Origin of the sequence: Klebsiella sp. V115_8 (assembly GCF_029967715.1) — a bacterium.
Classification (GTDB): domain Bacteria; phylum Pseudomonadota; class Gammaproteobacteria; order Enterobacterales; family Enterobacteriaceae; genus Klebsiella; species Klebsiella quasipneumoniae.
On sequence record NZ_JASCAR010000044.1, the window covers coordinates 141,019 to 167,996 of the forward strand.

Here is a 26,978-nt window from a genome sequence, read left to right on the forward strand (position 1 = left end):
GAAGCGATCGATTGGGTGTTTTCATTATCAGGCGCTTTTCACTGGCCATGCTTTGATTGCAGGGGATTGCGCCAGGGGCCGGTCAGGAGAAATAGCGCGAAAATAATCAAATACACATTTAGAGAAAAGCCACTTAATCCCGTTGCGATATCGAGGTAGTCTTTCAATAACGTCATGCAGGTGGTAATAAAACCACCTGCCACGATATCTCTCCCTGGAAAACGGATAAATAAATGGTTTTGATCGTTACTATGCTTATGTTTGCGCTGGCCCTGTCATTTTCGCCTGGTCCGGTTAATATGGTTATTATCTCTTCCGGCGCTGCGCATGGATTCAGAAAAACATTTGCTTTCGTCTCGGGCGCCACTATTGGTTTTACATTGTTACTGGTTTTTATTAGTTTTGGACTCTACGCGGCCATCGCAACGCACCCCTGGTTTTTTAGCTATCTGAATATCGTTGGTTCGTTATTTATCTTGTTTCAGGGCTATAAAATTGCTACTTCACATCCGGAATGGTCACTGAAAAAAGCACAGGCGCCGGGGTTTGCGCAGGGTTTTTTAATGCAATGGCTCAATCCTAAAGCCTGGGCTGCCTGTGCCTCTGGCGTCGCCTTGTTTTCTGAACCCTCGTCGCGCCTGAGTATATCGCTATTTATTATCATCTACTTTTTTGTCTGCTATCTGTCCCTGGCGGCCTGGGCGATATTCGGTGATAAAATGTCAGCGATTCTCAAAAGCAGAGCACAGATCCGCCTGTTTAATCTGGTGATGGGCGGATTATTGTGCATGACTGCGGGTTACATACTGTATTCGCAGTATATTACCTATTCATAGCGGCTGATGTTCAACGGCATTATAGATATAATTAATCAGCTTATAGGCCGCGCCGCTAACTGAAATATTGCCAGGCCATAGGGCATACACTTTTAGCGGGGCTAATGACCAGTCAGGAAGTAGTTCCTGCATGTCGCCGAGGCGGATATCCTCTTCGCAGAGAAAACGCGGCGGAGCGGCCAGGCCAATTTGTTGTCTGGCAAGGGCATAGGCGGCCTCAACACTATCGACATACACGCCGGGTGTATACTTTATTATCGCCCGTTCGCCGTTGCGATGTCTGAACTCGCGCACATTCTCCCTCATCGTCAGCCCAATCCACGGCATTAATTCAAGCATAGCGGGATGATCAACGGGAGGATAGCGCAGGAGAAAGCCCTTTGCTGCCACCAGCTTTCGCGGCAGAACAAACAGGTGCCGGGCCTTGAGAGCGCTATCGGGGAGCTCGCCAATGCGAAAGGCGACATCAATACTGTCGGCAATAATGTCCTCGCGCAGGTCACTATAAGAAATGCTCAGAGCAATATCCGGGTTCTCTTTAATGAAATTTGCAAGATGGTGAGTGAATGGGCTGTTTAAAAAAACGGCAGGTATGGAAATACGCAGCTTACCGGCTGTGGATACAGAACGTTGCTTAAACTCAATGACGCCTTTTTCATAAAGCTCGAGCATCGACCTGGCGGTCTCCAGCACACTTTCGCCATCTTGTGTTAGAGAAAGCTTTCGGGTATTTCTGTAGAGCAAAGCGCTGTTAAGGTTTTTCTCAAGCCTGGATAAATGTGCGCTTGCTGTTGCGGTCGACAACCCTAACGCCGCGGCGCCGCCTGAAACAGAACCGCTCTCGACAATTTTGGCAAAGACTATCAGGTAGCGGATGTCATCGATCATTTACAGTCCTGTGTTCACTCGGTAACGATATGCGTGGCGCCGACAAAAGGGGATCCCGTTTCCGGATTACCATATCCTATTTTTATTGCCGGAAGTATCTGTTTAATCGCGCTTCTCAGGTCCGCTTGAACGAGTCCCAGGCATCCACAACGGCAGGGAGGGTTCGCGAAGCGTCGCGGGCCACCTCACTCGTCAAGGAGATACGTTTGCATATTGAGACTCATCGCCTGCGGCTTCGCCCTGTCATGGCTGAAGATGTCGCCGATCTTTACCGAATTTATGGCGATCCGGCGACCAATACCTTTAACCCCGCAGGACCCTACCCGGATATTGACTATGCCAGTACGGTTATCCAGCGCTGGCTTGCCCACTGGCACGATCGCGGGTTTGGCAACTGGGCCATATCGGCGCGTGATGCTCCGGAAAAAATCATTGGCTTTGGCGGCTTAACTATTCGTCGCTATAACGATGTCACCCTCAACAATCTTGGCTATCGATTCGCAACAGAGGCATGGGGAAAAGGGCTGGCCACCGACCTCGCGACCTCGGCGGTAAGATATGGCTTCGAGGCGATCAAACTCACGGAGATTTCAGCGGTGGTGAGGGCGAATCACCTGGCCTCACGAAAAGTGCTCGAGAAAGCAGGCTTGAGGTTCATCAACGAGATTGCCGATATAGAAAATGCGCCGCCGAGTCTGCTTTATTCGTTGACCTTAAGCGAGTGGTTAAGCCAGTCGGGGTAACTCGCGGGGGCTTATTCGCAAGGCTGGATCGCACCGCAGCCGACGCATCAGGCGGGGGATCGGCCACAGAGTTAGGCGCTCACTCTACTGGCTCAATTAACGCAGGCCCCTGATTGTTCACATTGCCGATCGCCCGCGATACCGCGTGCCAGGTGAAATCGTCGGCGGAGACGCTTCCGTCCCTGGCAATCTCCGCCGCATCCGCCCCGGTGAGATTCTGCCTCATCCATTCCCGGGCGGCTTCCGGCGTCAGGACCAGCGGCCGGCGGTCATGTATATCGACAAGACCGCGATCGGCGGCAGCGGTCACCAGCAAAAATCCTTCGGCGCTGTCCCCGCGTTCGAAGGGGGGGCTGCCAATAGCGGCCATAAATATCGGCTGGCCATCCTTTCGCTGAATGAAGTAGGGCTGCTTTTTGTCTCCGACCTTTTTCCATTCAAACCAGCCATCGGCGAAGCAGATCGCCCGCCCGTGCTGCCACAGCGGTTTGAACATCCTGCTGGTGGCAGCGGTTTCAACCCGGGCATTAATCAGCGGTGATTTATCCCACCATCCCGGCGCATAGCCCCAGTGAACGGGATCGAGGTGGAGTTGCTCATTCCTTTCACTCAGGAGTAACACTTTTGTCCCGGGCGCGACGTTATATCGCCCAATGGGCACCGGGTCCCAGGGGATATCGCTTTCGGCCTCTTCTGCGAGAAACGCCAGGTATGCTTCCCGCGTCTGTGCTTGCGCAAAACGTCCGCACATCGCCACCTCCAGCCAGATGTCTGACTAAAAGTATAGAACAGCAGAAAAAAGGGACGCCTTACCAAAAACCACAATCATTCCACAGGGAGAGGCTATAATTTCAGGCCATCATATTGCCAGACGTCTCTGCAATAACCGTTCGGTGTGGTACCTGGCTTTTTCTCTTTACGAGTAATCTTTATTACCCTAATAACCGGGGCTAGAGAGAAGGCTTCTTCTCTTTTTATTGCTTTTCAGAATTATCGTATGTGGCTTTACCTTTGTCTGAAATGGTTGGCGTTTGGTTGTGTTTGAAAACTTTTACCCCTTATTATTTAAAAATCATCTTTTACTTTGAAAAGGTTGTTTATGAGTAACTGGCTATTATTATCCCTGGCGGTAGTATTATTATTGACATCATTATTTTTTGGTCTCTCCTATGTTAAAGATCGAAGAAAAATGAAGATGCGATTTAACAAAACTCGACGTTAACCGATCCTTCCTGAGGAAAGCGCAAGAGCAACGGATGAGAATTTCGTCAACTCTTGTTTGGTGGCTATTTGGAATTTTTTCATGATATTGATTTTATGGGAAAAGACCGTTTTATGGCTGATACCTAGTTCTTGCGCTATCTGCTGATTATTCATTCCCGTTCTGATCGCATCGATAATATAAAGTTGTGATTTGGTCAATGTTAATCGAGGGCATTTTACACAGCGTCTGCTGTCTTTTACCTGGTTACTAGCAATCGACGCTGTTGACTCCATCAGATGTTTCGCAATCTGATTTTTTATACGGTGCAATCCGGTGTTGATACTAATAAAAGTAGCATCACGTAGACAATACGGTATCCGATCAACTTGCATAGCACTATCGGTGGGAACGAAAATAAAAATAGATGTGTGTTCGGGGATTTTTTTGAAAACCGGGTGGCATAGATAATGTTCACCGGTCGTCATTTCCGTAAACAGCATATCTATCTGACCGAGAGTATCTGGTGAGTATTGCAAAATGGAAAAAGGTGTACAGATGTTTTCTTCCTTTGCGACCTCGATAAGAAGTTCACAAACACCTCGATTAAGAAATATGTTTTCAGTATTAATGAAAATATTAGTCATAGTAATGCCGATCGTCAAAATATTAATATTTTTTAAGGGGGAGAGCATTTACAGTATATGGGATTAGGATATTTCTAATAGCTAATAAAATCAATAAATCCATTTTTGAGACTTTATCTGGGAAAGACTTGAAAAATCATATAAATCAAGGTCTTGATTTTTGCTTTTGCCCTGATGTAGCCGGTGATTTGGCACAAACTGCTTAAATTGTACATATAACAAACATTAATTCTGGATTGGAATGTATTAATTCAAGTGATGTATTTAGTGCATGAATCATTTATTCAAAAACGGTTCGGTTAGAGCATACTCTTGTCAATAATGCCTGAGCGGAAGCAGAAGTGGTCCTGACCGGATGTCGGTAGAGGGCGCTATCACGCCGCTGCATCAGTCGAAGAGCAACGGCGTCAAAAAGGATTAGTTATCCGGGTTGTTGGAGATGCCTTTCCATACCATCCCCAGACCGATCAACATCGACGCGAAGAGGGCGAACAGGGTGGTAGAGATAAAAATGCCGGTCATAGTGATGCCTCAGAAAGTGCGTATGCAGATTATTAGGCACGGAGGGAGGAGAAAGGTTCCTTCCCTGACGGCGTAAATTTTCGCCAGGGTCTTCCGGCTGGCGCCAGCGAGGCCAAAGTGATGTCGAGGCCGCCGCTGTTGGCGAAACGATCGTCAGGGGAACCGCGTTTCTCGTGGCGCTATTGCAGGGCGACGGGTGAGGGGGCGCGATTCGGGCGTTGACATCCCCTTGAACAAGTAATATATACATGACGCTTCTGTTTATTGAATGTTAAACAGCATCAGTTATGGGACTCAGAAGCACCCCAGCCCCCGCCGTCTGGCGGGGGTCACTTTGCCACCTGACCTGGTTATTTCTTTCTGTGACTGACGAAGAAAATTTTTTATTTCAGGTCTTGAAAAACGCGCTTTAGCTATTATTTTATAAAGCGGACAAGCAATGCTTGCCTTCATGTTGAGCTTTTGAATGGATATTCAGGAGGTTAATTATGGCACTCAAAACCTTGTCAGCACTCCCGGTATTTGCTGATTCCCTTTTTGCCGATCGTTTTAACCGTATCGACCGTCTTTTCAGCCAGTTAACGGGCGATACGCCGGTGGGGACCTTACCAGCCTACGATTTACAGAAAGTGGATGACAGTAATTTCCTGCTCAGCGTCAGCGTGCCTGGCTGGAAAGATGATGAACTGGAAATAGAGACCGTAGGCGGTAATCTGCATATTACCGGTAAACGCGCGCAAACCGAAAATCATTCCGGAAACAGCCAGGGCTGGATTTATAAAGGCATTCGCCGGGCTGATTTCCAGCTTAGTTTTTCGCTTCCCGAACACGCCCAGATTAATCAGGCGCAGCTGGAGAGCGGGATCTTAAAAATCGCTATCCATCAGGAGATCCCCGAGAGCGAAAAACCGCGCAAAATTGCCATTGAGAACCAGGGGCGGGTGATCGAACACAAAGTGTGATTCCGCTTCTGTGCCAAGGTAGTTCCTTTCAAGGCCCGCGCTGCGGGCCTTTATTTTATTCACTCAGGGTGGCGTAGCGGCCTTCAGGCGACGAGAGAAATCACTATGCTATCCTGTTAACAGGGCAGTGAGGCGGTGATACTTTTCAAATTCGGCGAGGAGTCAGAATGGCTGACGAGATCGATAAAGACGCACAACATACTCATCAACTGACCGCCGAGGTGGCCCGCGCGCTTATCGCGCGCGGCTGGCGGCTCACCACTGCGGAATCCTGCACCGGCGGCAATCTGGCGGCAGCGCTCTGCGCTCAGGCTGATACCGCGGCCTTTTATGATACCGGCGTGGTTACCTTCAGCGATGAAGCCAAGCGCAATGTGCTGCAGGTGCGCGCGGAAACCCTGGCGGAACACAGCGCTGTCAGCGAAGCGTGCGTGAAGGAGATGTCCAGCGGTATGCTGGCGATAGCCGGGGCCGACATCGCCATTGCCATCAGCGGCTATGCGGGACCGGAGGGGGGAGAGGATGGTACCCCCGCCGGCACGGTATGGTTTGCCTGGAACTTTCGCGGCCAGATCGAAACTCAACGGCTGCGCTTTACCGGTGACTGCGAGACAGTGGTGGCGAAAGCGGTGCGCTTCGCCCTGGCGGCGCTGGGCGAAAAGCTCCCCCACTGGCAGTGACGCTGCCGACTACCGCGGCCTTACAGATCCGTGGCCTGACGCGCTATCGGCCAGCAAATTTCCCCGATGCCGTTCAGGCACGGTCGGGAGAAAAGGAACCCCTGAAACAGGCGAATGCCCACCGACTGCAGCCAGCACCACTCTTCCAGGGTTTCGACGCCTTCCGCCACCACCGTGATGCCCAAATCCTCGCAGCAGCGCACGACCGAGGCGACAATCGCCTGCTTGGCGCCGCTGATATGAATATTGCGCACCAGCTCTGCATCCACTTTGATTTTATCGGGCTGAAAGCGGGTCAGTAACGACAGGCCGGAGTAACCCGCGCCAAAGTCGTCGATGGCCAGCTTCATGCCCGCGACGCGCAGCGCTTTGAGCACCTTGCGGAACTGGTCAAAGCAGGTGATCACCTCCGTTTCGGTAACCTCTATCAGCACCTGGTCCGGCCGTAGGCCGGCCGCCAGCAGGCTGTTCATCAGCCAGCCTACGGCGTCAGGGTGGTTATACAGCGAACCGGGCAGCAGGTTAATGGCCAGCTGGTGTTTACCAAGCGGTAACTGACCGGCGAGAGAGAAGGCATACGCTTTGCTCTCGAGGTCGAAACGGTAGCGATCCTCCGCCGGGATGGCGGCAAACATCTCTACAGGAGATCCGCCGGTGGGGCTACGGATCAGCGCTTCAAAAGAAGAGACCCGCTTTTTGGCCGGCTCGACGATGGCCTGCAGGGCAAACTGGCAAGGTTGATCGGGCAGGTGGCGCGCCGTGGCAGTGGCCGGGGCAGGCATCATCGTCCAGCGAGAAGGCTGCAGCGGCTCGGGTAGACAATAGCGCCCACCGTCGGCGATAAAGGCGCTAATCAGGCGGAACATCCGGTCGTTGACCGGCTCGGTGACCCCAAACGAGCTAAAGCACAGGAGCTCCTCCAGCGCGCTGTCGGCTTCGAAAAGACGAAGATCCAGCAGGCGCATCCCGGTGTCGTGAAAACGACGGTAGGCCGAATAGTCGCGCATCAGTTCCACCACGTCGCGATGGCGCGGATCGCTCTGTATCTCGTGGAATAACGACTCAAGATCTTCCTCGCTTCCCTCCAGCACCTGGAAGAACTGCAGGCCGTTAAACAGCAGAATACCGGTGATGCCAAGAGGCATGTTTTTCCCGCTGGCGCGATGAATTAAAGCGTCGAGATCGGTGGGCGGGCGGGCAGGATTAACCTGGCTGCGGTATATCAGGGTGGTTAGCATAATCATTCCGGTCGCTGCGGCAGCGCGTGATGGTCCGCACAGCGCGTATTTAGGGAGGTATGGCCAGACCCTCGGAGAAGGGAGGCTGTTTTTTATGACATTTAACCAACCGTGATGTCCGCTACGCGGAACGGGAGCTTCACTTTGTGATTACCTTCACTCTACAGGGAATCTGAGGTTTAGCTATCTTTTTCTCATTTACGATGCAAAAGGGGGAAACAGGCCGCTCATTCCTCCTGCGGTATTGGTCCACCGCCTTAAATTATCGGTTAACATTCGCCACCAGGAATTATCCTGCCATTATATTGCCCGCTCTCAAAAAGAGATGCTGGTCTTGCCTGATTAAAAGCAAATCCATATTATCAACGTAAGTTAAATTCCTTTTTTCAGGTCTGATATGAGCGACTTATTTATTATTTTGTGTTTGATTTTTTGTCCCGTCATTTCTTTGTGGAGTGGTCTTTCTTATATTCAGGAAAGACGCAAAAGACGCTACGTCTTCCGTTCCAGAAGATAATCTGCAGAGGTAATATAATGACGATTGTATTAACGTCTGGCGAGTAGTTTTACGAGGTTGTTAAATTGCTGGCGGCTGTGCAAATTGAACTTGCTCATAATATTCTTTTTATGCGAGTGAATGGTTTTGTGGCTAATTTTTAGCGCCGCCGCGACTTCATGCGGACTCAGACCAATACTGAACGCGTAAATGACTTTGGTTTGCGCATCGCTGACCGACTTGCAGGCGCAATTGATGCAACGCCGCAGTCGATTGAAGGACGGGTCATGCTGAGGAGGCAAGGGGCGCTGAATCGCGCTGGCTATCTCATCTTTAAGACGCTGAACGGGAGCATGGGGTGGTATAAACACCGCCTGCCGCAGACAGTTGGGTAAGCCCTCTTCGACGGTAGCTTGTTCATTATCCTGGAAAATAAAAAGCGTGTATTGCTCTGGGGCATGCTGAAACAGGTCATGACACAGGTACCATTCTCCCGCCACCATTTCCGTGAAGAACACCTGAGATTGCGCTATCGACTCCAGGTCCCATTGTTCAGAAAACTGATAGGCTGATCCCCCGTAGGTCTTCATCGCCTCATCCACCAGCTCCGCAATAGCGACTCGCAAATAGTGATTTTTTATATTGATCAAAAAATTCGTCATATAACTTCCCTGTGGGGTATGAAAAAGGTGTCAGAATAAATTAAAGAATATAATGGTGATGCGCAGGTCTTTTTTAGCTGGGGTAATCTAAGGGATGTTTTTCATTAATGCAATATCTGCCAGGAAAAGTGAGATAACGGTGTGTTGGTATGCGAAAGTTCCTAATAAACAAAATGATAAGCCTATATTAGATGCCGTTTTAAGCACTTTAATAATTTTTTATTTTTGCGATGCATAAAAAGCTTAGTGGTAGCCAGTATCTGTTGTTAAAATTAGCGGAGGACAAGATTACAGGAAGTATGCGGTGCTTATGAAGCAAATGCTCTATTTAAAAATGCTGGCGTGGCTGGAGGATAATATCTACTGTAACCCGGCGATCGATGACCTGGCGCAGTATATGGGCTATTCGCGTCGGTTTGTGTACGAGGTGTTTTATCAATATGGCCGGATACCCATCGGGCAGTATATTCGCCTGCGGCGGCTGACCATCGCAGCGGTCAGTCTGCGTTTAACGCGGCAACCGATCGCCGCCATAGCCTGGCAGTTAAGTTACGATTCGCCGCAGACCTTCTCCCGGGAGTTTAAGAAACGTTTCTCGCTTTCGCCACGGGAGTACCGCTGCGCGGCGCACTGGGACACGGCAAAACTGTTAAAAAAATTCCCCACGGATGATGAGAGCCTGCCTTTGGCTCGGATCTGTTCCCTGCCGGAGCGGGTCTATTATGGCTACCCGATGAAGTATGAACTGCGCCTGTCGGATATGGTGTTGCAAAGTACCGGCAAGACGGCTATCAGACAAAAGGTTGACCGCTTTTTCGCCGCTGGAGGCGGTTCGCTTTCCATACTTTCCGATTACGCCGCAGCGAGTCAAAATGAGCTTAACGTCGAGGTTAACGCCTTTGTCGGTTGTCACGAGGCGCGAAAGCCGTCGTCCGCGTTGACCACCCGGTCGGGGCTGTATGTGGGGGTTGAATTCTACGGCAGCTGGTCACGCTATGCCCGTTTGTCAAGCGATCTCTATCTGGAACAGTTGCCAACGCTGGGGGTAAGCCGTCGGGATGGGCATGACATTGAATGCTTTATGACCCGTCATGCGGAAGGAGGAGAGGCAGAGGAGAAGCGCTATCACGTACGCTATTTTATACCGGTGACGCTGTCAGCGGGAGGCCAGCTGCCGGGCAGCGATAATGAGTTAGTCCCCGCGAAGGGGACACGATAAGGTGGCCGGAGCCACCCGGGTGAATATTACAGTACAAACCACAGCAGCCAGGTGATCAGGAAGCCCGTCACCCCCATGATGGTGGTCAGTACGGTCCAGGTTTTGAGTCCGTCCGGCACCGAGAGCCCGAGATAGCGCGTGACCACCCAGAACCCGGCGTCGTTAACGTGCGATAACCCGAGCGAGCCGAAACAGGTCGCCAGCGTCACCAGCACCAGCTGCAGCGGCTCCAACCCGACGACCGCCTGTGACAACAGGCCGGAGGTGGTAAGGATCGCCACGGTGGCCGAGCCCTGCGAGGCCCGAAGCACCAGCGACAGCAGGAAAGCGGCGGGCATCAGCGGCAGATGAATCGTCTCCAGCGCCTCGGCTAAGGCATTGCCGATGCCGGAGGCGACCAGCACCCCGCCAAAGGCGCCGCCGGCGCCGGCGACGAGGATCACGTCCGCCGAGGAGGGGATCGCGCTGCCGGTGACTTCTCCCAACTTTTTCAGGTTCATCCCCCGCCGGATGCCCAGCGTCCAGCTGGCCAGCCCCAGGGAGATCAGCAGGGCGACGGGCGGGGTGCCAATGACGGTCATCAGCTGGCGAATCGCGTTATCCGGCAGCAGCAGGGCCTGACAAAGCGTTCCGGAAACAATCAGCACGATGGGCACCACGATCAGCCCGCCGATAACCAGCGCATTCGGCGGCGCCAGTCGGGTCTGCTGGGCGTTGACGGAGAGGTCGGGCACCTCGGCCGTTTGCTGCTGTTCCAGCACGTTAATCGACAGATGATAATGGCGCTGATTGATAGACCGGGCGACAAAATAGCCCACGATACCCACGACGATCGACACTCCAATTCCCGCCAGCATCAACCAGCCGACATCGCTATGCAGAATACCTGCCGCCGCCGCCGCGCCAGGGTGGGTTGGCAACGCCACATGGACGGTTAACATCACTCCGGCCATCGGCAGGCCAAATTTCAGCGGCGACAGATGGGCGACTTTACTGAAGCCGTAAATTAATGGAATGATGATAATAAAGCCGACTTCAAAGAAGACTGGCGTGCCGAGAATAAAAGCCACGATGGTTAAGGCGGCAATAGTCCGTTTAGAACCCAGCACGCCGGTCAGCGTTTTCGCCAGCGATTCGGCGCCGCCGGATATTTCAATAAGCACCCCCAGCATTGATCCCAAAATAATTATGCTGGCGATGTGGCCGAGCAGGCCGCCCATGCCTTTTTCAATGGTGGTAATGATTTTATCCGCCGGAATGCCGGTGGCGAACGCCACCAGCAGGCTGACGATCAGGAGCGCCACAAAAGGATGCGCTTTCGCTTTGATCACCAGCAGGAGCAACAGCACTACGCTGGCTAACGCAATAAGTAACAGCGCCGATGTCGACATAGTTTTGCCTCGGGTATTAACAGGTGTACAGAGAGTTATATTTTTAGAACCGCGCTTTATTTTTTCCGGTAGGGCGAGAACCATTCCAGTCCGGAAAGGGTATCCGCCCTGGGGATATATTCGCAGCCGATCCAACCGTCATAGCCGACGTTATCCAGCAACGCATAGATCCATGAATAATTAATCTCGCCCTCGTCCGGTTCATGGCGGTCGGGCAGGGAGGCTATCTGAATATGGCGGTACTGACCGGCATACTCGGTAATAAGATGGCTTAAATTGCCGTCCACTTTCTGCGCATGAAACAGATCTAACTGCACGGCGATGTTTGGCCGGTCGACCCGCTGCGCAATCTCAAGCGTCTGATATTGACTGTGGTAGAAATAGCCCGGTTTGGTCTGCGGATTCAGGGCTTCAATAAGCGCCCGCTTGCCGTGGCGGGCAAAGCGCTCGGCGGCGTAGCGCAGGTTATCGAAAAGCTCCGCCTCGCAGGCCGCGCGATCCATCCCCGGCTGCACCACGCCGGCCATAATATGCACCTGCGGACAATCCAGTTGGCAGGCGTACTCCAGCGCCAGCTCGATATCACGCCGGGCCTCGGCGCTCCTGCCCGGTAGGGCGGCGAGTCCCCATTCCCCGGCGTTAACGTCGCCGGGCGGGGTATTGAACAGCACCAGCTGCAGCTGGTTTTCCTGCAGGCGCTGTTTAATTTCCCCGGCGGCATACTCATAGGGGAACAGAAACTCCACGGCTTCGAAACCGGCGCGGGCGGCGGCGGCAAAGCGGTCCAGGAACGGCAGTTCGGTAAACAGCATGGATAAATTTGCAGCGAATTTTGGCATGGTTTTATCTCAGTTCATCCACTTCGTCAGCGGTCAGGTAACGGATCTCGCGATTGCCGAGGGTAAACATCAGCCGCGCGGTCTCTTCCAGCTCTTCGGTATTATTGGTGGCTTCGCGCAGCGATGAGCCAGTGACCACCGGACCATGGTTGGCCAGTAAAAAGGCGTTATAGCGCGGCGCCAGGCCGGCCAGCGCCTCGGCAATGCGGTCGTCGCCCGGTCGGTAGTAGGGAACCACTGGGACGTCGCCGACCCGCATCACCACGTAGGGAGTAAAGGGGCGAATGCAATTCTGCGGATCGAGCCCCTGCAGGCAGGAGAGCGCGGTCAGATAGTGGCTATGCAAGTGGACGATCGCCTTGCAGGCCGGGTTATGCAAATAGACCGCCCGGTGAAAAGCGATCTCTTTCGACGGTTTGTCGCCGGCGATCCATTCGCCTTGCAGGGTGACCACCGACAACCGCTGGGCCTGCAGCTCGCCCAGGCAGGAGCCGGTCGGCGTCGCCAGCAGGTTGCCGTCCGGCAGCAGGAGCGACAGATTGCCGGCGGAGCCGGTGGCATAACCGCGGTTAAACAACGAGGCGCCAATCTGCACCATCTCATCTCGCAGCTGTTGCTCAGTCATGACAAAACTCCTGCTGGGCACGGGCAAAGAACTGGATATCGCCGAAATTACCTGACTTCAGCGCCAGGGAGAGCGGCTGGCGGGTGTCACGCACCCAGGGAACCCCAGGGGAGATCGTCGGCCCGATATGGAACGCCTCGACCCCCAGCGTCTGCGCCACGATGCTCGACGTTTCCCCTCCGGCCACAATAAACCGGGTGAATCCTTTCTCCTTCAGCGCGGCGGCGAGGGCGGCGAACAGCTGTTCGATCCGTTCGCTGCTGGCCTTGTCGCCATACTGCGCCTGGATCCGCTGCAGCGTTTGCGGCTCAGTCGTGGCATAGACCATCGGCGCCAGCGGCGAATCGCGGTTTGCGTCCACCCAGGCCGCCAGCGTCCCGGCATAGCCCTCCAGATCGGTAAAGCAGGCGCTTAAGTCGACGGCGCGGGCGGGAGCCTGTTCACGATAGGCCGCCACCTGGCTGTTGGTCATCAGCGAACAGGAGCCCGAGAGCACTACCGCCGGGCCGGGCAGCGGCATGCCCGCCTGGGATCCTTCACCCTGGGTTCCGTGGCGCTGCGCCCAGTCGCGGGCGAGGCCGATGGCGAGACCAGAGCCGCCGGAGACCAGCTTCATCTCCCGCAGCGCCGCCCCCTGGGTCAGCAAGTGCTGTTCACTGAGGGCGTCGAGCACCACATAGCGCACCGCCGGGTCGCTGATTGCCGCCAGCGCTGCAGCGACCGCCTCCGGCCCCTGATCGATAATCGGCCAGGCGATCAGCGCCGCTTTTCCGCCGCCCTGGCGCTCGATTAAGCGGCCCAGGTGGGCATCCTCCATCGGCGTCACCGGATGGTGGCGCATCCCTGACTCATTGAGTAACTGCTGGCCGACAAAAAGATACCCCTGATAGACCGTGCGGCCGTTTACCGGCAGCGCCGGGGAAATCACCGTCCGGGTCTCGCCCAGCTCTGCCAGCAGAGCATCCAGTACCGGGCCAATGTTGCCCTGCGCGGTGCTGTCGAACGTGGAACAATACTTAAAATAAAATTGCTGACAGCCCCGGGCCTGCAGCCAGCGACTGGCTGACGGCGGTTTCCACCGGGCAGGAGCGCGTTTTCAGGCTGATCACCACCGCTTCGCTGGTTAGCGGCAGTTCGTGGGGCGGTACGCCGTTTAGCTGCACCGTCGGCATGCCATTGCGTACGAGGAAGCTGGCAATATCCGTGGCGCCGGTAAAGTCATCGGCAATGACACCAAGCTGCATCTTGTCTCTCCTCACTGTTTATGGCCCGGCAGCGTAATGCCGTTGAAGATCTTGATCACCGCGCTGTCATCTTCCCGGCCGAATCCGGCGTTGCTGGCGGAGGTGAACATATTCAGCGCGGTGGTGGCGAGCGGCAGCGGGAAGGTCAGCGCCCGGGCGGTGTCATTCACCAGGCCGAGATCTTTGACAAAAATATCGACGGCGGATTTTGGCGAGTAATCGCCATCCAGAACGTGCTGCATACGATTCTCAAACATCCACGAATTACCCGCCGCGTGGGTCACCACGTCGTACATCGTCTCCAGCGGGATGCCGGCGCGGGCGGCGAGGGCCATCGCTTCGGCGGCGACGGCGATATGCACCCCGGCCAGCAGCTGATGGATGATTTTTACCGTCGAACCGAGGCCAATGTCGCTCCCGATGCGATAGACTTTGCCGGCCACCGCGTCCAGCACTGGCGCGAGGCGGGCGAAGACGGCATCGCTCCCGGAGGCCATCACCGTCATGTCGCCGGCGGCCGCTTTCACCGCGCCGCCCGATACCGGCGCGTCGAGCATCAATAGCTGATATTCCGCCAGCGCCGCGGCAATCGCCTGGGCATCGGCGGAGGCGATGGTTGATGACACCATCACCGCGGTACCCGGCTTCAGATGGCCGGCGAGGCCGCTCTCGCCGAACAGGATCCCCCGAACCTGGGCGGCATTGACCACCAGCAGCACGACCGCATCCAGTTCAGCGGCGAAAGGCACCGCGCTGGGGCCTGCGCCTTTGGCGCCCGCCTCCAGCAGCGCGCGGCAGTTGTCGGGGTTGATGTCCACCCCCCAGGTGTTCAGGCCCGCCTGCAGGCAGGCGCGGGCGGCGCCCATGCCCATCGAACCCAGTCCAATCACGCAGACGTTAGTGTGTGCAGTCATGACGGTCTCCTTGTGAATATTCGTTAATTAATGTGATTTAATGATAGAATAAAGCGTTGCTATGTGAAATTATGTGAGAGTTATCACGAATAACCCACATGAATATAAAAAATTCACAGACGGAAAGTGGCTGCGCGACGGCGATTCTTGCCCTAAAATAGCGTAAAAACAGCGGTCAAGCAGCGATGACAGCACAGGGGATCTTCAGGTTCCCGGCGTGAGTGGTAAGCTCTGGTGTGAAAAAATGGTAAGGGGAGAGCGGTGATTCCAATAGAACGTCATCAGCGTATTTTAGCCCTGGTGGAGCAGCGTGGGGCGGTGAGCATTAATGAGCTGACGGAGATCCTCGGCGTGTCCCATATGACTATCCGTCGCGACGTCAGTAAGCTGGAAGAACAGGGGCTGCTGGTCAGCGTCTCGGGCGGCGTGCGCGCCGTCAGCCGCCTGGCCGCAGAGCCCAGTCATCTGGTGAAAAGCACTCTACAGAGTGAAGAGAAACAGGCCATCGGCGCGCTGGCGGCCAGTCACATCGCCAAAAACAGCTGCATCTATCTCGATGCCGGCACCACCACCCTGGCGCTGGCGCGGGCGATCCTCGACCGGGACGACCTGCAGGTGGTCACCAACGATTTTGAGATAACCCAGCTGCTGATCGATGCCAGCCAGTGCGGCGTGATCCACACCGGCGGCACCCTGTGCCGGGAGAACCGCTCCTGCGTCGGCGAGTCGGCGGCGCGGACCTTGCGCCACCTGGCTATCGATACGGCCTTTATCTCCGCCAGCGGCTGGGACAGCCGCGGGATTTTCACCCCTGATGAGAACAAGGTCACCGTCAAGGAGACCGTCAGCCAGGTCAGCGCCAGAAGCATCCTGCTGTGCGACAGTTCGAAATACAATCAGGTGGCCACGTTTATGGCGTTACCCTTGACCCGCTTTACCACCATCATTACCGACCGGCATCTCTCCGATGCTGCCGCCACACATATCGCCCGGCACGCTTGCGAGGTGCTGCGCGCCGGGTAAGGCGCGTGACCTTCGCCGGACTAGCGCTGCCAGTGCTCGATCAGCGCCGCGCCTATTCTGGCGATATGCTGGTTACGCTCGGCCATGGTCGCCGGCGTATCCCGCAGATAGATCACCACGATGCGCTCCGCTTTGCCGTTCGGGCCGAGCAGGGCGACAATGCCACGTGAGCCCCGCTCGCCGGCCCCGGTTTTATCGGCGATAAACCAGCCCGCCGGCAGCACGGCGCGGATCAGCGGACCGGCCACCTGGTCGTCCACCATCCACTGCAGCAGCTGCTGCTGCGAACGGGCGCTCAGCGCGTGGCTGGTTAGCAGCTTGCGCAGGGTGGCGGCCATGCTGGCTGGGGTGGTGGTGTCGCGCACGTCGCCGGGAAGCGCCTCATTGAGCTCCGTTTCCCAGCGGTCGAGGCGGGTGACGTTGTCACCGATCTGGCGCAGAAAAGCGGTCAATCCCGCGGGGCCGCCAACGCTCTTCAACAGCAGATTGCCGGCGCTGTTGTCGCTCATGGTGATGGCGGCGGCGCAGAGTTCGCCAACGGTCATCCCGTCGGCAAGGTGTTTTTCGCTGACCGGGGAGTAGTCCACCAGATCCTGCTGGCGGTAGCGGATCCGCCGATCCAGCTGTTCGTCTCCGGCATCCACCCGGGCCAGCACCGCGCCGCAGAGCAGCACTTTAAAGGTGCTCATCAGCGGAAAGCGCTCACTGGCGCGCCAGGCGGCCAGCGTGCGGCCGCTGGCCAGATCCATTTCAACATAGCCCACGCGGCCCGCCAGCTGACTTTCGCTGCGTGTAACTTGCTCGAGCGGCGGAGGGCTGGCGAATGCCGCCAGTGGCAGGGCGGCAATCAGGGAGATAAGGCACAGGCGAACATAACGCATAACCGCAATACTTCCTTGAATCAGGGCCATTAAAGGCGAGTAGAGGAGTGATAAAATAGAATAACCTGGCGTTTTGCTGATTCACAATTCCTCTTTTTTCCTTCATCATTTGTCATCTTTTATTTCGAATAATCAATATTTAGCTCAGCCTAAGCACGCTATTTTTTGACTCAAGGCCGCAATGAACTATAAGAAAGTACTTAAGACCGCACTCTGGCTGGCGCCGCTGTTTGCTGACGATACGCCCGCCGCGCTGCGCGGTTTGCCAATGATCTATGCCATCCCGGGAGGAACTGGTGCACCCGATAATTAAGGTCATGCTGGTGGGCGGTAAGGCGGATGGACTGCTGGTCAGCGTCGCCGACGATGCGACCGAGGTCTCAGTGACCCCTGCGCAATACGGTGCGCCGTCCGGCCAGCCGCTCAGCTATCGTATCGTGAGTCAAACCATTGACGATGAACGCTATTTCTTTGGCGTTTTCAGTGACGCCCATCAGGATAGCGACAAGCTGACGCGGGTGGCGCTGACCCGCGGAATGAAAAAAATGTTCTGTTAAACCCGGTCGGAGAGAGGGGGCGATAGTATCCCTGCCGCGGCTTTGTTACTGTGGCAGCCTTCTCTCTCCGGGCCAGGACGCATCATGATTCAGTACATCCGTATTCAAAACTTTCGCTCAGTCAGGGATATCGCGCTGGAGCTGGGGCCGCTGAACATTGTCTTCGGCCCTAACGGCTGCGGCAAATCCAATATTTACAACGCTATCCATCTGTTGACCGCGGCTGCCGACGGCAGGCTGTCGGGATTTATCAGCGAAGAGGGGGGCCTTGAAAATATGATGTGGTCCGGAGATCGTTCTCCCCTCGATCGCCATCCCCGCCGGTTGCAAATCGCCTGTCGGACGGAGAGCTTTGATTATGAACTGCAGGTTGGTTTCCCGGAAAAATTGCCCTATCCGACGCAGTTCATGCTCGATCCCATCGTCAAAGAAGAGAACATCTGGCTGGCGGGCTATTCCCGTCGGCCTTCCTCCCGCGTACTGCAGCGTAAGAATCAGGCGGCGTTCCTCGTCGATGTCGCCGGTGAGAAAAGCACCTTCACCGAGAGTATTTATGAAAACGAGTCGGTGTTCGGTCAGCTTGGCGAGCCGCACCGTTTTCCTGAGGTGTCGCGGGTGCGCGAGACCCTGCGCCGCTGGCGGTTTTACCATGAATTCGCTATCGGCCGCCACTCACCGCTGCGCCAGCCGGCCGTCGGCTACCGTTCGCCGGTGCTCGACAGCGACGGCCATAATCTGGCGGCCGCCTTTCAGACCATTGTCGAGATCGGCGCGGAGGAGATTTTGCACGAGATCCTCGCCGACGCCTTTCCCGGCTGCCAGTTTTACTGTGAAAACGAGCACTCGCGTTTCGCGCTGAAAATGCGCCGGGAGGGGATCCGCCGCCCGCTGCTGGCGGCGGAGATGTCCGACGGCACGCTGCGTTTTCTCTGCCTCGCCGTCGCGCTGCTCAGCCCGCGCCCGCCGGCCTTTCTGGCGATCAATGAACCGGAAAACAGCCTGCATCGCGACATGCTCCCGGCGCTGGCCAGGCTGATCGTCGAGGCCTCCCGCTACAGCCAGATCTGGCTGACCAGCCACTCGGCAGAGCTGGCGGATCTTATCGCCGCCGGGGCTGCCTGCCAGCGCTATGCGCTGGAGAATAGCGGCGGAGAGACGCGCATTGTAGAGTGAACCCCGTCATCCCTGACGGGCGCGCCCGGTCAGGCGGGGGTCTGCGTCTCCGCTGCCGGCAGCAGGCTTTTGCCGCCGCGCAAGGTGATGAACGAGAGCAGGGTAAAGCTCAGGGTGATGCAGCCGAGGATCAGATAGGCCTGATGGAAGCCGACGGTGTCGTACATCCGGCCCACCCAGGCGGAAAGTACCACCCCGGACAGCTGTTTCGACAGGTTAAAGCCGATCAGAAACAGGGTGGCTGAGAGCCGCGGGTTAAAGGCGGAGGAGATATATTTAAAGGTCCCGACCAGCAGGAAGGGGATCTCAAACATATGCAGCATCTTGAGGATCACCACTTCCACCGCCGATGAGGCAAAAGACGACCCGAGAATACGCACCGACATGATCATCCCCGCGGTCAGCAGGGCGTTTTTGGCCCCGATACGGTTAACGATGGCCGGGGCGCAGAACATGATCACGGCATTGAGCAGCTCGCCACCGGTGGTGACGAAGCCAAACACTTCGGTACCGCGCTGCGGACTGGCGAAGAAGCTTTTGAAAAAGTTAGCAAATTGCTGGTCAAACACGTCGTAGACGCTGGCGACCCCCACCACATAGACGATAAAGCCCCAGAAGCGCGGCATACGCAGCAGCTCTGCCGCCGTGCGCAGCGAAAAGGCCTGGCGATTGGCCCCGAGCGCCTCGATAACCTGGGCGCTGTTGCTGCTTTCCGGGCGCGACAGCCAGAGCAGAAGACCCAGCACCAGCGCAAAGCCGGAGGCGATCCAGAAGGTAATATTGGGGTCGATGCCGAACAGCACGCCGGTTATCGAGGCGCACAGCGCCCAGCCGACGCAGCCAGCGACCCGCACTTTGCCATATTCAAAGCGGTTTGCCCGGCTGACGCGCTCGATATAGGCTTCCACCGCCCCGGAGCCGCTGGAGAAAACAATCCCCAGGTAGATCCCGCCCACCAGCGAACCGGCGATAATATTCATCTGCAGCAGCGGGGAGAAAACGAAAATAAAGAACGGCGCGAACAGAATTAACAGCACCGTAATAGTCCACAGCAGATGTTTGCGCAGGCCGAGCTTATCCGACATTAAACCAAATACCGGCTGAAAAATAATCGCGAACAACGAGATGGAGGAGAAGACGATCCCGGTTTCCGTTTTGGTTAAATGGTTAACGTCCGCCAGCCACACCGGGAAAAACGGGAAATAGGCCGACATAATGAAATAGTAAAAGAAAAAGAACAGCAGGAAATAGACAAAATTATGCCGTTCTCGCGGCGCCAGTTCAGAGAATTTCATCACCATGATCCCTTGTTATTCTGTTTGTAGGGTGGGGGCTGCCGCCCCCACGGATTAAAGGCAACGCAATGAGACCTCGTACTGCCAGCGCGTTTGGGTCAGGAGCCACTGCGGCAGCACGCTTGGGGTCCAGGAGTCATCGCCTCCCACCCCCATATGCAGACCGTCAAGGGTGATCCACACGCCGTCTTCGGCCTCCATCTTGTGCCAGTGGTCGGTCTCCATCAGCTGACGGGTGCTCCACGGCTGAACGGAGAAGTGGAAATGACCGCTGACGTGCCAGCGTCCCCAGTCCAGCGCCTGAGTATCACAGCGCAGGCCGTTTTCCGTCGGGAAGATGTAGGGGGTGGTCATCGCCGCCAGCGGCTGCTCCCAGCGGGCGAAGCAGGCGCTGCTCCGCCGGTCGGGGTAGTTCTCATGCGGCCCCAGCCCCAGCCAGCTCACCGGCGCCTGCTGATCCGCCACCTGGAAGTGCAGCCCGACCCGCGGCAGCGGCGGCAGCGTTTCCGCGCGCTCGCCGTCCACCGCCAGCCGCACCGTTCCGTCCGCGGTAAAGCGCAGGCGCCAGTGGCTGACAATCACCACCTCGTCGCCGCGCAGGTAGTGCCAGCGGCTGTCGACAAGGGTCTCATTCGCCAGACGCTGGGCGTCGCACTGCACGCAGCGCGCCTCAAGGTCGAACAGGCCGGCGCTTTTCCAGCGCTCCACCCAGGCGTTGTGGTCGATGCGCTCCACTTCGCTGACCCCGATGTCGTTGTCGAGCGGCGCACGGACAAACTGATCCCGCAGGGGGGTCAGCAGCTGCTCCTGACCGCCAACCGACCAGCCACTCAGCAAACCGGTCCGGCGATCGACGGTCCAGCACTGCGTGCCGGCGCGGATCTGCCAGGCCTCATCACTGACGATAAGATCCGGGGCGCCGGCTGGCACCGTGGGCGCAGGCAGCGCCAGCGGCGCCGGCAGGGGATATTGCTGCCAGGCGACGCGATGATCCGCCGGGGACCAGGCTGTCGCCTGGGGCTGGACCACCTCCAGCGTCAGCCACACGGCGCGGGCGCCTGGCGGCAGGATCAGACTGTCGAGCAGCGTTATCTCGTCGCTGCCCTCAGGCGGGAGCGCCAGCGTCAGGTTGCCGTGGTACAGGGTTTCACCGGCCGCCTGCACCTGCCAGCGCAGCGCTTCGTTATCGGTCTGGCGGAACAGGTATTCGCTGGCGATGCGCACCCGCAGCGGCGAGGTTGACAGCAGGGCGAACTGGAAATACTGCTGGGCGTGCTTCGCCTCGACCAGCGACGGATGCGGCGTGCGATCGGGGAACACCAGACCGTTCATACAGAACTGGCGATCGTTCGGCTTATCGCCAAAGTCGCCGCCGTAGGCCCAGCCGACGCTGCCGTCGTCAAAGATTTTGCGGATCGCCTGGTCGGCCCAGTCCCAGATAAACCCGCCCTGCAGCCGCGGATACTCGCGGAAGGCCTGCCAGTAATCGGCGAAGTTGCCGAGGCTGTTGCCCATCGCGTGGGCGTACTCGCAGAGGATCAGCGGCCGCTGCTCGCCGGGCAGGCTGATCCATTTTTTGATCCCCCACTTCGGTACCGCCGGGATCGGCTGGTCGCGTTCGACGCGGGCGTACATCGGACAGATAATATCGGTGGCGGTGGTATCCGCGCCGCCGCCCTCGTACTGCACCGGACGGGTCGGGTCGTTACGCTTCAGCCAGTGGTACAGCGCTTCGTGGTTGCCGCCGCCGCCGGATTCGTTGCCCAGCGACCAGATGATAATGCACGGATGGTTGCGGTTGCTCTGTACCATCCGGGTGACGCGGGCGCTGAAGGCTGGCAGCCACGCCGGATCGTCGGACAGCCGATTCATCGGCACCATGCCGTGGGTTTCAATATTGGCTTCATCGACCACGTACAGACCGTAGCGGTTGCACAGCTCATACCAGCGCGGGGCGTTGGGGTAGTGCGAGCAGCGGACGGCGTTAAAGTTGTTCTGCTTCATCAACAGAATGTCCTGCACCATATCCGCCTCGCTGACCACCTGACCGCGTAAATGGTGGTGTTCATGGCGGTTAACGCCGCGGATCAGCAGCGGTTTGCCGTTAAGGCGCAGCAGGCCGTCGGCGATCTCAATGCGGCGAAAACCGATATCCCACGCCTCTGCCTCCAGCAATGCCTCGCCGCGCCACAGGGTGACCACCGCCCGGTAGCAATCCGGGGTTTCCGCGCTCCAGTGCGCCGGCGCCGCCACCGCCAGGGAGAAATCGACCCGTTCGGCGTAACGGCCGCGCTCATCCACCGTCGGGGTGCCTAACGGCTGACGGTGGGCAACGACAGGCTGCTCGCCGCGCCACAGGCTAACCCCGACGCTGAGCCCGGCAAGCGCCGCTTCTGTCGCCTCTACGGTCGCCTGGACCTGCAGAGTGCCGTCGCGGCAGAGGGCGTCAAGGGTCGGCGTCAGCTGGACGTCGCTCAGCCGCTGGTGCGGCTTATTCAGCAGCCACACCGAGCGGAAAATACCGCTCATCCGCCACATATCCTGGTCTTCCAGCCAACTGCCGGCGCTCCAGCGCATGACCATCACGCACAGGCGGTTGTCGCCCGGACGCAGAAAAGGGCTGAGATCGAACGCCGCCGGCAGGCGGCTGTCCTGGGAATAACCGACCCAGGCGCCGTTGCACCAGAGATGAAAGGCCGAGTTAACGCCGTCGAAAATAATCTGCGTCTGCCCGTCCGCGCGCCAGGCGTCATCGATCGCAACGTGCAGGGAGTAACAGCCGGTTGGGTTATCCTCCGGCACCCGCGGCGGGGTGGTGTCGATGGGGTAGCGGACGTTAGTGTAGATCGGCGCGTCATAGCCCTCCATCTGCCAGTTGGAGGGCACCGGCGTGCCGCGGCTGCCCGGCAGGTCCTGCGTCAGCCACTGCGCATCGACGGCAAACGGGCTGCGGGCGTAAGCAAATTGCCACTCGCCGTCCAGCTGACGACGATGGGGCGAAGGATGATTATCGCGGGCGGCAAGCTCATCGCGCCAGCTGGCGAACGCGGGATGGGCCGGCAGGCGGTTGAGATGGGTAATGGTCTGGTTCTGCCAGTCTTCGCGGGCGAGGACGGCGTGGAAGTCAGGCGCGTGGCGGCGACTGGTATCGCTTATTGGCATAGTAATCCCCGGTAAGTCAGAAAATGTCGATCGCTAAACAGGATGAAGAACGTTATCGGGTAATTTGTTTTTTCCAGCAACGACGGCGGAAATGAAATTAACAGACGATCACGAAAGCGGGGGTAATACGCTGTTTTTTGTCGTGCGTTAAACATAAAATGTTAGCGCACGACATTTTGTCGATGAGGAGAAACTATGCCGCGTCGTACCGCAACCCTGGAGGATGTCGCCCGCGCGGCGGGCGTCTCCCAACAGACGGTCTCCCGGGTTCTGAACCGTCCGGAAGTGGTGTCAGCCCGCACCCGCGAGCAGGTGATCCGCGCGATGCAGACGCTGCACTACGTGCCTAACCGCTCGGCGCAGCTGCTCGCCGGCAAAGCGGCGCCCTCCATTGGGCTGATTACCGCCTCGCTGACCCTGCATGCCCCCTCGCAGATCGCCGCCGCGGTAAAGAGCCATGCCAGCCTGCACCAACTGGAGGTGGCGATAGCGATGCCAGCGCAGGCCGACTTCGCCGCGCTGCAGGCCCGGCTGGACGAACTGCGCGCCCAGCATATTCGCGGGGTGATCGTCAGCCTGCCGCTGGAGAGCGCCACCGCCGAGCGGCTGGTTAAAGAGAACCCGGATATGGCCTGCCTGTTTCTTGACGTCTCCCCGGAGGCCGATGTCTGCTGCGTGCGCTTCGACCATCGCGACGGCTGCGGAGCCTGCGTGCGCCATCTTTGGGAGCTCGGGCATCGCGAATTTGGCCTGCTGGCGGGGCCGGAAAGTTCGGTTTCCGCCCGTCTGCGTCTCGCCAGCTGGCGCGAGGCGCTGCACAGCCTGAACATTGCCCGTTCAACCACGGTGTTCGGTGACTGGAGCGCCGCCAGCGGCTGGCAGAAAACCTTCGAACTGCTGCACCTCCAGCCGCGGATCAGCGCCATTGTGGTGGCCAACGATCAGATGGCGCTCGGGGTACTCAGCGCGCTGGCCCAGCTCAATCGCAGCGGCAGCCAGGCGGTATCGGTGACCGGCTATGACGACACCGCTGACAGTCTCTACTTTCAGCCGCCGCTCACCACGGTGGCGCAGGACTTCGATCTGCTGGGCAAACGGGCCGTGGAGCGGCTGATTGCTCTGATGGCAGCCCCGCAGATGCGGATCCGCGAGCTGCTGCCGACCCGGCTCATCGTGCGCCAGTCGGCGTGGCCGCTCGCCGCCGCGGAGGACCGGCAGCAGACCCTGGCGCAGCTGAAAGCGTTGGTGGAGAAGCTTTAGCCGCAGGCCGTTGAGGATTTATTGAGGTTGACCATGCTAACCTCGGGATCAAACGTAGAGAGGTCAGGATCCTCTGCCTGCGAAAAATGCAAAAAACAATCTATCCATGCAAGCATTGATTTACCGCCAGTCACATGGCGGTATTTTTTTTGCCTCCCCCCCGTTTCCCCCGTTCTTCCGTTGGTTTTTTCGCCTGGCATCCCCGGCGGCGGCATGCTACATCTTTCTTCCGGGATAGATGCCAAACACGGCGGGAGACAAGGTCATGATGGTGATTGAGGGCAAAGAGGCAATTGCGCGGGTAGACTGGCGGCGGGTGCGGACCATCGTCGCCGAGGCCGGGCTGAATGAACGTGATGTTCAGCAGCTGGAGCAGGCGTTTCGCCAGAGCACCTTCTGCTGGTTTGGCTATGAGAACGGTCAGCTGATTGCCGTGGCGCGCGCCATCAGCGACTGCACCTGGAGCAGCTACTTGTCGGATGTGGCGATCGTCCCCGACCGACAGGGGCAGGGTTACGGACAACAGCTGATGCTGGCGGTCCGGGAGCAGCTGCTGCCCTTTGGCAAAATTTTTATCTATGCGGTGGCCGATAAAATCGCGTTCTATCAGCGTTTTGGTTTTGCCATGCTGACCACCGGGATGGTCTGCGCTGGCGAGGAGGGCATGCGCAAAATGCACGAGCAGGGCTATATCCGCCAGCCCTGAGCGCGGATGCCGGGCAACGCCTGGCTTAAGCTGCAAACCAGGCGCAGGCTCCGTCAGAGGGGCCTTTCAAGCACAAACAGATACGCTTCCCGCGACCAGAACAGGGCGGTACGGCGGCGCTCCACCGACATGGTTTTTACCTCCCAGCCCTCGCGGGTATAGCTGCTGAGAAACTGGCTCATTTTGTCAGGGTCGGCTTTGGCTTCGCCAAAAAACAGGCTGCCCAGCAGGCCCTCTTTATAGATCACTACCCGACACTCTTTCTTCATCATCGACCATCCTGGCGACCGGTTTACTGTGGTTGTCTATTGTCCGTGGCTGCGAGGATTTTGCAATCGGAGAAGTAGCAAACTGTTTACGGTACTGCAGCGGGCTTAGCGCGAAGCGCAGGCGAAAATGGTGGCGGAGGGTGCCAGCGCTGGCAAATCCGCAGCGCTCAGCGATCTGGTCGATGCTCATCGTGCTCTCCGTCAGGTGCTGACGGGCGCGCAGCAGACGCTCCTCCAGCAGCCAGCGGGCGGGGGTTTTACCAGTGGCCTCTTCAAAGCGGCGCAAAAAGGTGCGCGTCCCCATGCCGGCGCGCTGCGCGAGGGAGGCGACGGTGTGGCTGGCGGCGAGATGCTGGTGCAGATAATCAAACAGCTGGCCAAGGCGCAGACTCTCCCGGCTGCGGGCTACCGGACGCAGGACCTGCTGCGCCTGACCGCCATCGCGATGGGGAGAGACCACCAGGCGGCGAGCGACCACATTCGCTGCCTCGCTGCCGAAATCCTCGCGCACCAGATGCAGACAGAGGTCGATCCCCGCCGCGCTGCCGGCGGACGTCATCAGCAAATCATCGCCCACGTAAAGGACATCCTCCACCACCTGGATCTGCGGAAAACGGGACTGCAGCGCCGCGGTGTAGCGCCAGTGGGTTGTCGCCTGGCGGCCATTGAGCAGCCCGGCGGCGGCGAGAACGAACACTCCGGAACAGATGGAGATTATTCGGCATCCGCGGGCGTGAGCGGCGGCCAGGGCGGCGCACAGCGCTTCGGGGACCGGGGCGTCGATGCCGCGCCAGCCCGGGACCACGATGGTCTGCGCCTGGGCGAGAAGCTCAGGGCCGCCGTCGGTCATCAGGCGGAACCCGCCGGTGGCTCTCAGAGGCCCTTCATCGACGGCGGCGACGGCGAACTGGTACCAGCGCTCGCCCATTTCCGGGCGCGGCAGGCCGAAGATCTCCACGGTCACGCCAAACTCAAACGTGCACAGGCCATCGTAGGCGAGGGCCACCACGCGGTGAGGTGACAGTGTCACCGAAGGGGTTGTCAGGATGTTAGCGTTTTCTGTCATGGTTGCCGGCAGATAAGGGTGATGGGCGTCAGTAAAGTAGTGTTATCACAGACAAGGAGAAGACGCCATGAGTGTAGTAAGCCAATTTACCCCCGCCACCTCCGCCGAGGCTATCCGCTGGTTCCGCCATAAGCTGCATCTCGAGACCGACTGCGCCGATGTGCACAGCGCCCAGCGTGCCGGCGAGGTCGACTTTGTCCTGCTGCACGTGGTCGGCAGCGAGGAGGCCTTCGCCAGGCGTCACCTGCCCGGCGCGCTGCATCTTCCGCACAGCCAGATCAGCGCCGAGAGAATGGCGGCCTGGCCGGCGGAGACCCTGTTTGTGGTCTATTGCGCCGGGCCGCACTGCAACGGTGCCGACGTTGCCGCGCTGAAGCTGGCCGAACTGGGACGGCCGGTGAAAATGATGCTCGGCGGGATCACCGGCTGGGAAGATGAAGGTTATGCGTTTGTCGCCGGTAAGTGAATATTTTTCATGT

30 protein-coding genes and 1 pseudogene are annotated in these 26,978 nt (G+C 57.6%); 14 read left to right on the forward strand and 17 right to left on the reverse strand.

Annotation, left to right across the window (positions count from 1 at the left end):
* Window positions 1-38: 38 nt before the first annotated feature.
* Complete coding sequence (locus QLG03_RS22095; RefSeq protein ID WP_178944491.1) at window positions 39-203, reverse strand: hypothetical protein; 165 nt, start codon at window positions 201-203, stop codon at window positions 39-41.
* Window positions 204-233: 30 nt separating this feature from the next.
* Here QLG03_RS22095 and QLG03_RS22100 point away from each other — a divergent pair, with 30 nt between their 5' ends.
* Complete coding sequence (locus QLG03_RS22100) at window positions 234-836, forward strand: LysE family translocator (RefSeq protein ID WP_178944492.1); 603 nt, start codon at window positions 234-236, stop codon at window positions 834-836.
* On the opposite strand, the gene QLG03_RS22105 is transcribed toward QLG03_RS22100, so the two are convergent.
* Window positions 831-1,724 carry a LysR family transcriptional regulator gene (locus QLG03_RS22105; protein WP_180265964.1) on the reverse strand — a complete coding sequence of 298 codons (894 nt, stop codon included), beginning with the start codon at window positions 1,722-1,724 and terminating at the stop codon, window positions 831-833. The two genes, QLG03_RS22100 and QLG03_RS22105, sit on opposite strands and share 6 nt — an antisense overlap.
* 206 nt (window positions 1,725-1,930) lie before the next feature.
* Between QLG03_RS22105 and QLG03_RS22110 the strand changes: the two genes are divergently transcribed.
* Complete coding sequence (locus QLG03_RS22110) at window positions 1,931-2,467, forward strand: GNAT family N-acetyltransferase (protein ID WP_117136716.1); 537 nt, start codon at window positions 1,931-1,933, stop codon at window positions 2,465-2,467.
* A 79-nt stretch (window positions 2,468-2,546) separates the two neighbouring features.
* Here QLG03_RS22110 and QLG03_RS22115 read toward each other — a convergent pair whose 3' ends face one another.
* The 3 genes from QLG03_RS22115 to QLG03_RS22125 form a co-directional block, all read right to left on the reverse strand.
* Complete coding sequence (locus QLG03_RS22115; RefSeq protein WP_050534377.1) at window positions 2,547-3,218, reverse strand: SOS response-associated peptidase; 672 nt, start codon at window positions 3,216-3,218, stop codon at window positions 2,547-2,549.
* A gap of 467 nt (window positions 3,219-3,685) precedes the next feature.
* A complete protein-coding gene (locus QLG03_RS22120; RefSeq protein ID WP_180263567.1) occupies window positions 3,686-4,321 on the reverse strand; it encodes a LuxR C-terminal-related transcriptional regulator in 636 nt (211 codons plus the stop codon).
* A 411-nt stretch (window positions 4,322-4,732) separates the two neighbouring features.
* Window positions 4,733-4,837 (reverse strand): YnaM/YnfT family protein, encoded by a 105-nt coding sequence (locus tag QLG03_RS22125; protein WP_022065603.1) that lies wholly within the window; start codon window positions 4,835-4,837, stop codon window positions 4,733-4,735.
* On the opposite strand from QLG03_RS22125, the gene QLG03_RS22130 reads away from it, so the two are divergent.
* The 3 genes from QLG03_RS22130 to QLG03_RS22140 all read left to right on the forward strand — a co-directional run bounded on the left by QLG03_RS22130 (window position 4,788) and on the right by QLG03_RS22140 (window position 6,479).
* A complete protein-coding gene (locus tag QLG03_RS22130; protein ID WP_227506967.1) occupies window positions 4,788-4,913 on the forward strand; it encodes a hypothetical protein in 126 nt (41 codons plus the stop codon). The two genes, QLG03_RS22125 and QLG03_RS22130, sit on opposite strands and share 50 nt — an antisense overlap.
* A 412-nt stretch (window positions 4,914-5,325) precedes the next feature.
* Window positions 5,326-5,799 (forward strand): Hsp20 family protein, encoded by a 474-nt coding sequence (locus tag QLG03_RS22135; protein ID WP_023289594.1) that lies wholly within the window; start codon window positions 5,326-5,328, stop codon window positions 5,797-5,799.
* A 167-nt stretch (window positions 5,800-5,966) separates the two neighbouring features.
* Window positions 5,967-6,479, forward strand: a complete 513-nt coding sequence (locus QLG03_RS22140; protein ID WP_023289595.1) for a 2-oxo-tetronate isomerase — start codon at window positions 5,967-5,969, stop codon at window positions 6,477-6,479.
* A gap of 20 nt (window positions 6,480-6,499) precedes the next feature.
* Here the strand turns inward: QLG03_RS22140 and QLG03_RS22145 are convergent, their stop codons facing one another.
* Complete coding sequence (locus tag QLG03_RS22145; RefSeq protein WP_255987493.1) at window positions 6,500-7,717, reverse strand: diguanylate phosphodiesterase; 1,218 nt, start codon at window positions 7,715-7,717, stop codon at window positions 6,500-6,502.
* A gap of 397 nt (window positions 7,718-8,114) precedes the next feature.
* Between QLG03_RS22145 and QLG03_RS22150 the strand changes: the two genes are divergently transcribed.
* Window positions 8,115-8,234 carry a small membrane protein gene (locus tag QLG03_RS22150; RefSeq protein WP_137910593.1) on the forward strand — a complete coding sequence of 40 codons (120 nt, stop codon included), beginning with the start codon at window positions 8,115-8,117 and terminating at the stop codon, window positions 8,232-8,234.
* Between the two features lie 29 nt (window positions 8,235-8,263).
* Here the strand turns inward: QLG03_RS22150 and kbvR are convergent, their stop codons facing one another.
* Window positions 8,264-8,875 (reverse strand): LuxR family transcriptional regulator KbvR, encoded by a 612-nt coding sequence (gene kbvR, locus QLG03_RS22155; RefSeq protein WP_023289597.1) that lies wholly within the window; start codon window positions 8,873-8,875, stop codon window positions 8,264-8,266.
* A gap of 310 nt (window positions 8,876-9,185) precedes the next feature.
* On the opposite strand from kbvR, the gene QLG03_RS22160 reads away from it, so the two are divergent.
* Window positions 9,186-10,094, forward strand: a complete 909-nt coding sequence (locus QLG03_RS22160) for a helix-turn-helix domain-containing protein (protein WP_050534374.1) — start codon at window positions 9,186-9,188, stop codon at window positions 10,092-10,094.
* A gap of 26 nt (window positions 10,095-10,120) precedes the next feature.
* On the opposite strand, the gene QLG03_RS22165 is transcribed toward QLG03_RS22160, so the two are convergent.
* The 5 genes and pseudogenes from QLG03_RS22165 to ltnD all read right to left on the reverse strand — a co-directional run bounded on the left by QLG03_RS22165 (window position 10,121) and on the right by ltnD (window position 15,107).
* Window positions 10,121-11,485, reverse strand: coding sequence for a GntP family transporter (locus tag QLG03_RS22165; RefSeq protein WP_023289599.1), 1,365 nt, complete (start codon window positions 11,483-11,485; stop codon window positions 10,121-10,123).
* A 56-nt stretch (window positions 11,486-11,541) separates the two neighbouring features.
* Entirely contained in the window at window positions 11,542-12,324 is a 783-nt protein-coding gene (locus tag QLG03_RS22170) for an HPr family phosphocarrier protein (protein WP_032452753.1), read from the reverse strand.
* A gap of 4 nt (window positions 12,325-12,328) precedes the next feature.
* Window positions 12,329-12,949: an aldolase gene (locus tag QLG03_RS22175; RefSeq protein ID WP_023289601.1), complete on the reverse strand. Its 621-nt coding sequence runs from the start codon at window positions 12,947-12,949 to the stop codon at window positions 12,329-12,331.
* Window positions 12,942-14,193 (reverse strand): annotated as a pseudogene (gene otnK / locus QLG03_RS22180) (3-oxo-tetronate kinase). The gene QLG03_RS22175 and the pseudogene otnK overlap by 8 nt, the downstream one beginning before the upstream one ends.
* 11 nt (window positions 14,194-14,204) lie before the next feature.
* Entirely contained in the window at window positions 14,205-15,107 is a 903-nt protein-coding gene (ltnD, locus tag QLG03_RS22185; RefSeq protein WP_032452756.1) for an L-threonate dehydrogenase, read from the reverse strand.
* 261 nt (window positions 15,108-15,368) lie between these two features.
* Here ltnD and QLG03_RS22190 point away from each other — a divergent pair, with 261 nt between their 5' ends.
* Window positions 15,369-16,130, forward strand: coding sequence for a DeoR/GlpR family DNA-binding transcription regulator (locus tag QLG03_RS22190; RefSeq protein ID WP_023289604.1), 762 nt, complete (start codon window positions 15,369-15,371; stop codon window positions 16,128-16,130).
* Window positions 16,131-16,150: 20 nt separating this feature from the next.
* Here QLG03_RS22190 and blaOKP read toward each other — a convergent pair whose 3' ends face one another.
* On the reverse strand, window positions 16,151-17,011 hold the full coding sequence (gene blaOKP, locus QLG03_RS22195) for an OKP family broad-spectrum class A beta-lactamase (RefSeq protein WP_147733420.1): 861 nt from the start codon (window positions 17,009-17,011) through the stop codon (window positions 16,151-16,153).
* 181 nt (window positions 17,012-17,192) lie between these two features.
* On the opposite strand from blaOKP, the gene QLG03_RS22200 reads away from it, so the two are divergent.
* The 3 genes from QLG03_RS22200 to QLG03_RS22210 all read left to right on the forward strand — a co-directional run bounded on the left by QLG03_RS22200 (window position 17,193) and on the right by QLG03_RS22210 (window position 18,741).
* The gene (locus QLG03_RS22200; protein ID WP_023289606.1) at window positions 17,193-17,324 is read left to right on the forward strand and encodes a hypothetical protein; all 132 of its coding nucleotides are present in this window, start codon (window positions 17,193-17,195) and stop codon (window positions 17,322-17,324) included.
* Window positions 17,308-17,568 (forward strand): hypothetical protein, encoded by a 261-nt coding sequence (locus QLG03_RS22205; protein ID WP_004205993.1) that lies wholly within the window; start codon window positions 17,308-17,310, stop codon window positions 17,566-17,568. The genes QLG03_RS22200 and QLG03_RS22205 overlap by 17 nt, the downstream gene beginning before the upstream one ends.
* A gap of 84 nt (window positions 17,569-17,652) precedes the next feature.
* On the forward strand, window positions 17,653-18,741 hold the full coding sequence (locus tag QLG03_RS22210; protein ID WP_023289607.1) for an AAA family ATPase: 1,089 nt from the start codon (window positions 17,653-17,655) through the stop codon (window positions 18,739-18,741).
* A gap of 29 nt (window positions 18,742-18,770) precedes the next feature.
* On the opposite strand, the gene QLG03_RS22215 is transcribed toward QLG03_RS22210, so the two are convergent.
* On the reverse strand, window positions 18,771-20,036 hold the full coding sequence (locus QLG03_RS22215) for an MFS transporter (protein ID WP_023289608.1): 1,266 nt from the start codon (window positions 20,034-20,036) through the stop codon (window positions 18,771-18,773).
* A gap of 54 nt (window positions 20,037-20,090) precedes the next feature.
* A complete protein-coding gene (locus tag QLG03_RS22220) occupies window positions 20,091-23,198 on the reverse strand; it encodes a beta-galactosidase (RefSeq protein ID WP_255987495.1) in 3,108 nt (1,035 codons plus the stop codon).
* Between the two features lie 195 nt (window positions 23,199-23,393).
* Here QLG03_RS22220 and QLG03_RS22225 point away from each other — a divergent pair, with 195 nt between their 5' ends.
* Window positions 23,394-24,458 carry a LacI family DNA-binding transcriptional regulator gene (locus QLG03_RS22225; protein ID WP_065806123.1) on the forward strand — a complete coding sequence of 355 codons (1,065 nt, stop codon included), beginning with the start codon at window positions 23,394-23,396 and terminating at the stop codon, window positions 24,456-24,458.
* 265 nt (window positions 24,459-24,723) lie between these two features.
* The gene (locus QLG03_RS22230; protein WP_023289611.1) at window positions 24,724-25,164 is read left to right on the forward strand and encodes a GNAT family N-acetyltransferase; all 441 of its coding nucleotides are present in this window, start codon (window positions 24,724-24,726) and stop codon (window positions 25,162-25,164) included.
* A gap of 53 nt (window positions 25,165-25,217) precedes the next feature.
* Here QLG03_RS22230 and QLG03_RS22235 read toward each other — a convergent pair whose 3' ends face one another.
* A complete protein-coding gene (locus QLG03_RS22235) occupies window positions 25,218-25,433 on the reverse strand; it encodes a DUF4177 domain-containing protein (RefSeq protein ID WP_004205985.1) in 216 nt (71 codons plus the stop codon).
* Entirely contained in the window at window positions 25,402-26,499 is a 1,098-nt protein-coding gene (gene ftrA, locus QLG03_RS22240; RefSeq protein ID WP_255987497.1) for a transcriptional regulator FtrA, read from the reverse strand. The genes QLG03_RS22235 and ftrA overlap by 32 nt, the downstream gene beginning before the upstream one ends.
* 67 nt (window positions 26,500-26,566) lie before the next feature.
* Between ftrA and QLG03_RS22245 the strand changes: the two genes are divergently transcribed.
* Window positions 26,567-26,965 carry a rhodanese-like domain-containing protein gene (locus QLG03_RS22245; protein WP_023289613.1) on the forward strand — a complete coding sequence of 133 codons (399 nt, stop codon included), beginning with the start codon at window positions 26,567-26,569 and terminating at the stop codon, window positions 26,963-26,965.
* Window positions 26,966-26,978 lie beyond the last annotated feature (13 nt).

What these genes read in the sequence shown, in the direction of transcription:
- QLG03_RS22100 (WP_178944492.1), top strand. Translation starts at nt 234, where the DNA reads ATGGTTTTGATCGTTACTATGCTTATGTTTGCGCTGGCCCTGTCATTT.
- QLG03_RS22105 (WP_180265964.1), bottom strand. Translation starts at nt 1,724, where the DNA reads ATGATCGATGACATCCGCTACCTGATAGTCTTTGCCAAAATTGTCGAG.
- QLG03_RS22115 (WP_050534377.1), bottom strand. Translation starts at nt 3,218, where the DNA reads ATGTGCGGACGTTTTGCGCAAGCACAGACGCGGGAAGCATACCTGGCG.
- QLG03_RS22125 (WP_022065603.1), bottom strand. Translation starts at nt 4,837, where the DNA reads ATGACCGGCATTTTTATCTCTACCACCCTGTTCGCCCTCTTCGCGTCG.
- QLG03_RS22135 (WP_023289594.1), top strand. Translation starts at nt 5,326, where the DNA reads ATGGCACTCAAAACCTTGTCAGCACTCCCGGTATTTGCTGATTCCCTT.
- QLG03_RS22140 (WP_023289595.1), top strand. Translation starts at nt 5,967, where the DNA reads ATGGCTGACGAGATCGATAAAGACGCACAACATACTCATCAACTGACC.
- QLG03_RS22145 (WP_255987493.1), bottom strand. Translation starts at nt 7,717, where the DNA reads ATGCTAACCACCCTGATATACCGCAGCCAGGTTAATCCTGCCCGCCCG.
- QLG03_RS22150 (WP_137910593.1), top strand. Translation starts at nt 8,115, where the DNA reads ATGAGCGACTTATTTATTATTTTGTGTTTGATTTTTTGTCCCGTCATT.
- kbvR (WP_023289597.1), bottom strand. Translation starts at nt 8,875, where the DNA reads ATGACGAATTTTTTGATCAATATAAAAAATCACTATTTGCGAGTCGCT.
- QLG03_RS22160 (WP_050534374.1), top strand. Translation starts at nt 9,186, where the DNA reads ATGAAGCAAATGCTCTATTTAAAAATGCTGGCGTGGCTGGAGGATAAT.
- QLG03_RS22165 (WP_023289599.1), bottom strand. Translation starts at nt 11,485, where the DNA reads ATGTCGACATCGGCGCTGTTACTTATTGCGTTAGCCAGCGTAGTGCTG.
- QLG03_RS22170 (WP_032452753.1), bottom strand. Translation starts at nt 12,324, where the DNA reads ATGCCAAAATTCGCTGCAAATTTATCCATGCTGTTTACCGAACTGCCG.
- QLG03_RS22175 (WP_023289601.1), bottom strand. Translation starts at nt 12,949, where the DNA reads ATGACTGAGCAACAGCTGCGAGATGAGATGGTGCAGATTGGCGCCTCG.
- ltnD (WP_032452756.1), bottom strand. Translation starts at nt 15,107, where the DNA reads ATGACTGCACACACTAACGTCTGCGTGATTGGACTGGGTTCGATGGGC.
- blaOKP (WP_147733420.1), bottom strand. Translation starts at nt 17,011, where the DNA reads ATGCGTTATGTTCGCCTGTGCCTTATCTCCCTGATTGCCGCCCTGCCA.
- QLG03_RS22200 (WP_023289606.1), top strand. Translation starts at nt 17,193, where the DNA reads ATGAACTATAAGAAAGTACTTAAGACCGCACTCTGGCTGGCGCCGCTG.
- QLG03_RS22210 (WP_023289607.1), top strand. Translation starts at nt 17,653, where the DNA reads ATGATTCAGTACATCCGTATTCAAAACTTTCGCTCAGTCAGGGATATC.
- QLG03_RS22215 (WP_023289608.1), bottom strand. Translation starts at nt 20,036, where the DNA reads ATGAAATTCTCTGAACTGGCGCCGCGAGAACGGCATAATTTTGTCTAT.
- QLG03_RS22220 (WP_255987495.1), bottom strand. Translation starts at nt 23,198, where the DNA reads ATGCCAATAAGCGATACCAGTCGCCGCCACGCGCCTGACTTCCACGCC.
- QLG03_RS22225 (WP_065806123.1), top strand. Translation starts at nt 23,394, where the DNA reads ATGCCGCGTCGTACCGCAACCCTGGAGGATGTCGCCCGCGCGGCGGGC.
- QLG03_RS22230 (WP_023289611.1), top strand. Translation starts at nt 24,724, where the DNA reads ATGATGGTGATTGAGGGCAAAGAGGCAATTGCGCGGGTAGACTGGCGG.
- QLG03_RS22235 (WP_004205985.1), bottom strand. Translation starts at nt 25,433, where the DNA reads ATGAAGAAAGAGTGTCGGGTAGTGATCTATAAAGAGGGCCTGCTGGGC.
- ftrA (WP_255987497.1), bottom strand. Translation starts at nt 26,499, where the DNA reads ATGACAGAAAACGCTAACATCCTGACAACCCCTTCGGTGACACTGTCA.
- QLG03_RS22245 (WP_023289613.1), top strand. Translation starts at nt 26,567, where the DNA reads ATGAGTGTAGTAAGCCAATTTACCCCCGCCACCTCCGCCGAGGCTATC.